Source organism: Immundisolibacter sp. (genome assembly GCF_028696615.1).
Classification (GTDB): Bacteria; Pseudomonadota; Gammaproteobacteria; order Immundisolibacterales; family Immundisolibacteraceae; genus Immundisolibacter.
In genome coordinates, this window is the sequence record NZ_JAQVGQ010000001.1 from 44672 (window position 1) to 51520 (window position 6849).

Here is a 6849-nt window from a genome sequence, read left to right on the forward strand (position 1 = left end):
CGGCATGATGAATCGATAGCGGAGCCACGGCATCATCGAGCGTCGCGCGGGAGTGACCTTTGCGGCAGCATTTCCTGAGCGGGCCTTCAGTCCGCCAGTGCCGCGTCCTGCACCTTGGCCACGCCGTAAACGTAGCGCAGCACCGGAACATCGACGCCGAGCTCGGCGGCCTTGTCGAGGTAGGGCTTCAGGATCACGTCGACTTCCATCTTGCGCCGGCGGTGCAGGTCCTGGTGCATGGAGGTGCGGCCCTCGGTCTCGCCGCTGGCCTGCATGCGCTGCCGAAACCGCCTGCCGAGCTGCATCATGAGGTCCACCGCGGCGTCGAATGGCAGGCTGTCGTACTCGCGGAACTGCCCCATTGGCGCGTAGAAGTTCTGCGGCGCGTAGCCCATGGCCTTGTAGACCTTCAGGAAGTCGCGCGCCAGCAGGATGTAGTTGACGGCGCCCTCGCGCACTTCTAGCCCGTCCGGAAACGTCAGCGGCAGGCCGAGCGTGCTCACCGACCAGCCGGAGGCGGTGCCGATCTGCATCAGCTTTTCCCACAGCACCTGGCGGATGTCCGGCACTGCCTTGGTACCGAAGCCGGCGTTCTGGAACGCCGCCACCACCGCCTCGATGCGCGGCGTGACGCCGCCGTCGAGTTCTCCGAAATAAGCCGTGGTCGGCGTGGTCAGGCCGGCCATCACGTGGCCCGGCTCGAGTAGCACGCCGCCCTCGATGGTGGAGGCGCCGATCACCTTGTCGCGTCCGGCCCAGTCACGCAGGCGCTGTTCCTTGCCGATGCCGTTCTGCAGCGAGCACACCATGCGCACGCGGTCCTTGAGCGAAGCGGCCTCGGCCAGCGCCGTTTCCGTGTCCTTGGCCTTGGTCAGCAGGATCATCAGGTCGAAGTTGCCTGTGGCCTGGTCCGGATGGGTGACGCAGGTCAGATGCTCGCGCACCACGAAATCGCCATAAATGCCGGTGATGCGCAGGCCGTTGGCGCGGATGGCGTCCATGTGGCGCGGGCGGCCGACCAGCGTCACGTCCTCGCCGGCGCGCGCCAGCATGCCGCCGATCACCGAGCCCAACCCGCCGGCGCCGCAGATGATGAATCGCATATCGTTCAATCTCCTCCGTTTTGTGATGCGCCCGTGGGGCGCTGCCGCGCGGCGGTGTGGTGTCGTTCGCCGCTGCCGGGTGGATTGTGCAGCCAAAGCGGCTGGCGGCCGGCGGGCCCGGCCGCTCGCAGGCTAGAATGCAGCCCTGACGGGCTGGTGCATGACGCTGGCCTTGTGTCCTTGTCGAGGTGATTGTCATGCCGAACTCAATGCCGGAATTCAAGCTCGAAGCCAGCGACCTGTATGTCGAAGAGGTCTTCACGGACCGTCGCGTCGGCAGCATCCGGCGCCTGCAGCCGGTGACCGTGGACGGCCAGCCCGACCCTGGACGGCCGGTGCAGTTCATCGGCCAGACGCAGATTCTCACGCCGATGGGTGCGTTGCCGCTCACGTTCGAGATCCCGGCGGCCACGCTGGCCGAGGCGGTCGAGCAGTTTCCGGCGCAGGCGCAGCAGGCGCTCGAGGAAACCGCCCGCGAGCTGCAGGAGCTGCGCCGTGAGCAGGCCTCGTCCATCGTGGTGCCCGAGCCGGGCATGGCGGCCGGCCTGACCGGCGGTGGGCGCCCGGGCGGCGGGCGCATCCAGCTGCGCTGAGAGCTTGTGAATTTTTCAAGGAAAACGCTGATTTATTCAGTGTTCAGTGTTTTCCGTCCGGGGCAGGATGCCCCGGCGTGAATCAAGGGCGTAAGCCCTTGATTCACGGAGCGTTGCGCGGGCGTGTACCGCGTGACGGCGAGCTGAAAAATTCCAGGGAGGGAATTTTTCAGCATTTCCCAAGCTCCGAGGCCGGCCAGGGATGGCCGGACGCGAATCGAGCCCTTGAGGGCTTGATTCGCGGGAGCCCGTCCGGGCGTGTACCGGACGGGTGACGCAAGAAATGCGCAGGACGCGCATTTCTTCACAAACTCTGAGCCGCGGTCCGGCGCGATATCCGCGCATGGCAGGACTGCCTTGCGCGCGAAACAAATCGGCATGTCCTTGATGTGTCGATGTCGCGCCTGGACAACAGCGAGGCGCGGCGAGCCGAAAAGGGCCGCACAGCCCTTTTCGACGGTCTGTTAAAGTTTGCCACCAGGCACCGAGCGCCGGGGCCGGCGTCGCTGTCGTCGAGTGTTTCAACCTTATGAGGAGTCCCCCATGTCCATGACCGGCATTCTTCGCCCTGGCCACGTGCAACTGCGCGTGCTCGAACTTGGCCCGGCGCTGCATCACTACAAGGAAATGATCGGTCTGATCGAGACCGCCCGCGATGCCGAGGGCCGGGTGTACCTCAAGGCCTGGGACGAGCACGATCTGTTCAGCATCGTGCTGCGTGAGGCGGACAGCCCCGGCATGGACTTCTACGGCTTCAAGGTGCTGGACCAGAAGACACTGGAGCACTACGCGCAGCGCCTGACCGATTATGGTGTGGCCATCGAGCGCATTCCGGCCGGCGAGCTCAAGGGCACCGGCGAGCGGGTGCGCTTCGAGACGCCGTCGGGGCACCTGATCGAGCTGTACGCCGAAAAGCAGCACGTCGGCAACGGCCTGCCGGACGTCAATCCGGACGTGTGGCCGGATGGTCTCAAGGGCATGCACCCGACGCGTTTCGACCACTGCCTGCTCAACGGCGACAGCATCCCACAGACCGCCAAGCTGCTCCAGGAGGCGCTGGATTTCGATCTGACCGAGCGCATCGTGGCACCGGACGGCACCATGGTGGGCGCCTTCCTGTCGTGCTCCAACAAGGCGCACGACGTGGCTTTCATCCACGAAGAATCCAAGGGTCGCCTGCATCACATCAGCTTCCACCTGGAGTCGTGGGAAGAAATCCGCCACGCCGCGGACATCATGTCCAAGAACTACATCCCGGTGGAGTACGGCCCCGGCCGGCACGGCCTCACGCGCGGCCTGACCATTTATTTCTTCGACCCGTCCGGCAACCGCAACGAGACCTTCCACGGCGGCTACATCCGCTACCCGGACATGCCGGTGCTGACCTGGACGCACGAGGAGGTGCCGAAGGGCATCTTTTACTATGGCCACAAGATGATCGAGAGCTTCGTCACCGCCAACACCTGAGGGCCCGTCATGACCAAAACCGTCCAGCTAACCACCCTGCATTGGGATGCCGCGCTCACCGTGGCGCGTGCAGCGTTGGTCAAGGCGCAAGAACTCGGCATTCGCGTCGCGGTGGCGGTGATGGATCGCGGCGGCAACCTGCTGGCGTTTGCGCGCGACCCGAACGCGCCGTTTCACTCCAGCACCATCGCGCAGGACAAGGCCACCACCTCGGCCGGTTTCGGCTTGCCCACCAAGCAGTGGTGGCCGGTGCTCGAGGGCATGAACTCGCCCGGCCTGCTGGCAGGCATCGCCGCCGTGCCGCGCATGGTGGTGTTCGGCGGCGGTGTGCCGGTTTACGTGAACGGCGAGTGCGTCGCCGGCGTCGGCGTGTCCGGCGGCAGCGAGGAGGAGGACGAAATCTGCGCCCGCGCCGGCCTGGCGGCGGCCGGCCTGGTGGCCGAGCCCGGCAAGAGCTGACGCACGGCGGCCACCCGTCGACTGTCTGGCGGCCGGCGGATGCCGGTCGCCTCGATTGTTTGTGCCCCCGCGCTGTCGATCCGGCAGCGGCCCGATGCCGGTCTTCCCCACGACCGGTGCCCTGCAACTTCCTGCTAGCCTTTGACCATGAAAGAAATCAAACACTTCATCAACGGCCAATTCGTCGCCTCGGCGAGCGGCCGCACGTTCGACGACATCAACCCGGCGACCGGTCAGGTCATCGCCAAGGTGCACGAGGGCGGCAAGGCCGAGATCGACCAGGCCGTAGCGGCGGCGCGGGCGGCGCTCAAAGGCCCCTGGGGCAGCATGCCACTGAACGAGCGCATGGGCTTGCTGATGAAGCTTGCCCACGGCATCGAGGCGCGCGCCGAGGAGTTCGCGCAGGCGGAAGTGGCCGACAACGGCATGCCGATCACGCTGGCGCGGCATGTCGACGTCCCGCGCGGCAGCGCCAACTTCATCCAGTTCGCCGAGCACTTCAAGTACGTCGCCACCGAGTGCTGGGAGATGGAAGGCGCACTCAATTACGCGCTGCGCCGGCCGCTCGGCGTGGTCGGCATCATCTCGCCGTGGAACTTCCCGCTGCTGCTGACCACCTGGAAAGTGGCGCCGGCACTGGCGGCCGGCAACACGGTCATCATCAAGCCGTCCGAGGAGACGCCGGCCACCACCGCGCTGCTGGCGGACGTCGCCAAGGACATCCTGCCGGCCGGCGTGCTGAACGTGGTGCATGGCTTCGGCCCGGATTCGGCCGGCTCGGCGCTCACCGAGCACCCGGACGTGGACGGCATCACCTTCACCGGCGAAACCACCACCGGCCAGATCATCATGCGCGCCGCCGCGGCCAACCTGAAGAAGGTGTCGTTCGAGCTCGGCGGCAAGAACCCCAACATCATCTTTGCGGACGCCGATCTCGACGCCTGCATCGAGACCACGATGCGCTCGTCCTTCGCCAACCAGGGCGAGGTGTGCCTGTGCGGGTCGCGCATCTACGTGGAGCGCCCGCTGTACCAGGCGTTCCTCGACAAGCTGGTGGAGCGCATCCGCACCACGGTGAAGATCGGCGATCCGACCGACCCCGCCACCACGCTCGGCGCGCTGATCTCCAAGGAGCACCTGGCGCGCGTGCAGGGCTTCCTCGACTCGGCCAAGGCGGATGGCGCCACCTTCCTGACCGGCGGCAAGCGTCCGGAAGGTCTGCCCGATCATCTCAAGGACGGCGCGTTCCTGGAGCCGACCGTGATCGTCGGTCTCGGCCGCGACTGCAAGGCGCAGCGGCAGGAAATCTTCGGCCCGGTGGTGTCGGTGACGCCGTTCGACAGCGAGGACGAGGTGGTCGAACTCGCCAACGACACCAAGTACGGCCTGTCCGCCACTGTGTGGAGCACCAACCTCAGCCGTGCGCACCGCGTGGCGGCGCGTTTGGAGGCCGGCATCGTGTGGGTCAACACCTGGTTCCTGCGTGATCTGCGCTCGGCCTTCGGCGGCATGAAGTACTCCGGCATCGGCCGCGAGGGCGGCGTGCACTCGCTCGAGTTCTACTCGGAACTCAAGAACATCTGCATCAAGCTGTAAGGGGGGGCGCATGGACAAGGCCAAGATCGACAGCTACAGCGAAGAGCTGTACCAGGCCCTGCGCGGCGCCCGCGTGGTGGACCCGCTGAAGGCGCGCGAGCCGGACATCGGCATCGAAGATGCCTACCAGATTCAGCTCGGCATCATCCGCCGGCGCATGGAGCGCGACGGCGAGACCATCATCGGCAAGAAGATCGGCGCCACCAGCAAGGCCGTGCAGGGCATGCTGGGCGTGGATCAGCCGGACTTCGGACACCTGATGTCCAGCATGGCGTACAACGACGGCGACGTGGTGCCGATCGAGGGCAACCTCATCCAGCCGCGCATGGAAGGCGAGATCGCCTTCATCCTCAAGCGCGACCTGCTCGGCCCCGGCATCACCAACGCCGCGGTGCTGGCCGCCACCGAGTGCGTGATGCCGTGCTTCGAGATCTGTGATTCGCGCATCCGCGACTGGAAGATCGGCATTGAGGACACCGTGGCCGACAACGCCTCGGCCGGGCTGTTCCTGCTGGGCGACCGGGCGGTCGATCCGCGCAAGGTGGATCTGAAAACCTGCGGCATGATCCTGGAGAAGAACGGCGAAATCGTCGGCCTCGGTGCCGGCGCCGCCACGCTGGGGCATCCGCTGAACGCCGTGGCCTGGCTCGCCAACACGCTCGGCCGGCGCGGCATCCCGCTCAAGGCCGGCGAGGTGATCCTGTCCGGCTCGCTGGCCACCATGGTCGGCGCCAAGGCCGGCGATCACATGCGCGTCACCATCGGCGGCATGGGCAGCGCGTCGGTGTGTTTCGCCTGACCGAGGCGCCGAGCGATGCCGCGGCTCGCGTTCGGGGCATCCTGCCGGCATGGAAACGCCGATTTATGCAGCGATTCCATGCCGGCGCAGCTGCGACGGCCAGCTCGGCACAGGTCGCACCTTGTCGACATCTGCAATGCCGGCGACACAGATGGCCGATATAGAGCACTGTCATTCCAGGTGACGACCCATGCCATCGTGGTTGATCTTTGCACTCATCGGACTGGGCGGCGGCCTCGCTTCGGGGCTGTTTGGCATCGGTGGAGGCATTCTCATCGTGCCGGCACTGGTGTACTGGGCTGGGTTTTCGCAGCACCAGGCGACCGGGACGTCGCTTGCCGTCCTGTTGCCGCCGGTCGGCCTGGCGGCCGTCATCGAGTATTACCGCCACGGCAACGTCGATGTGCATGCAGCGGTCATCCTTGCGGCGACGCTGTTTGTCGGTGCATGGTTGGGCGCCGAAGCGGCCAATCGGCTGGATGGTCCCTATCTGCGCCTGTTGTTTGGCATCTTCGTGTGCGGCTTGGGCGTGCATGCGGTGATTGGCGCGATCAAGCGCCTCGGCTGGTTTTGAGCCAGGCCGAAGCACGGCTGGTCGCGTTATGGGAATCGCTGTAACGACCGTGACCGGCGTTTGCCCGCTTGCTGCCAAGCGGTGTCGGTCCGTGTGGCGGCGACCTTTGGCGTAACCCGCGCCGGGGCCGGGCCCGCCCCGGCGCCGGCGTCAGTACCTGATCTCGGTCACCAGCTGCACGGTGCGCCCGATGCCGGGGATGACGTGGGCGCCGTTCTCGTAGATCGCATCGTAATAGCGCTTGTCGGTCAGGTTCTG

General features: G+C 66.3%; 7 protein-coding genes. 6 read left to right on the forward strand and 1 reads right to left on the reverse strand.

Annotated elements, in window-relative coordinates:
- Positions 1-86 precede the first annotated feature (86 nt).
- Positions 87-1103 carry a ketopantoate reductase family protein gene (locus tag PHC73_RS00210; protein ID WP_300123542.1) on the reverse strand — a complete coding sequence of 339 codons (1017 nt, stop codon included), beginning with the start codon at positions 1101-1103 and terminating at the stop codon, positions 87-89.
- Between the two features lie 197 nt (positions 1104-1300).
- On the opposite strand from PHC73_RS00210, the gene PHC73_RS00215 reads away from it, so the two are divergent.
- The 6 genes from PHC73_RS00215 to PHC73_RS00240 all read left to right on the forward strand — a co-directional run bounded on the left by PHC73_RS00215 (position 1301) and on the right by PHC73_RS00240 (position 6591).
- Positions 1301-1696, forward strand: a complete 396-nt coding sequence (locus tag PHC73_RS00215; protein WP_300123543.1) for a hypothetical protein — start codon at positions 1301-1303, stop codon at positions 1694-1696.
- Between the two features lie 543 nt (positions 1697-2239).
- Positions 2240-3163, forward strand: a complete 924-nt coding sequence (locus PHC73_RS00220; protein ID WP_366949760.1) for a catechol 2,3-dioxygenase — start codon at positions 2240-2242, stop codon at positions 3161-3163.
- Positions 3164-3172: 9 nt separating this feature from the next.
- On the forward strand, positions 3173-3622 hold the full coding sequence (locus PHC73_RS00225) for a heme-binding protein (RefSeq protein ID WP_300123544.1): 450 nt from the start codon (positions 3173-3175) through the stop codon (positions 3620-3622).
- A 147-nt stretch (positions 3623-3769) separates the two neighbouring features.
- On the forward strand, positions 3770-5218 hold the full coding sequence (locus tag PHC73_RS00230) for a 2-hydroxymuconic semialdehyde dehydrogenase (RefSeq protein ID WP_300123545.1): 1449 nt from the start codon (positions 3770-3772) through the stop codon (positions 5216-5218).
- 10 nt (positions 5219-5228) lie between these two features.
- Positions 5229-6017, forward strand: coding sequence for a 2-oxopent-4-enoate hydratase (gene dmpE / locus PHC73_RS00235; RefSeq protein ID WP_300123546.1), 789 nt, complete (start codon positions 5229-5231; stop codon positions 6015-6017).
- Positions 6018-6207: 190 nt separating this feature from the next.
- Positions 6208-6591, forward strand: a complete 384-nt coding sequence (locus PHC73_RS00240; RefSeq protein ID WP_300123547.1) for a sulfite exporter TauE/SafE family protein — start codon at positions 6208-6210, stop codon at positions 6589-6591.
- The last annotated feature ends 258 nt before the right edge of the window (positions 6592-6849 follow it).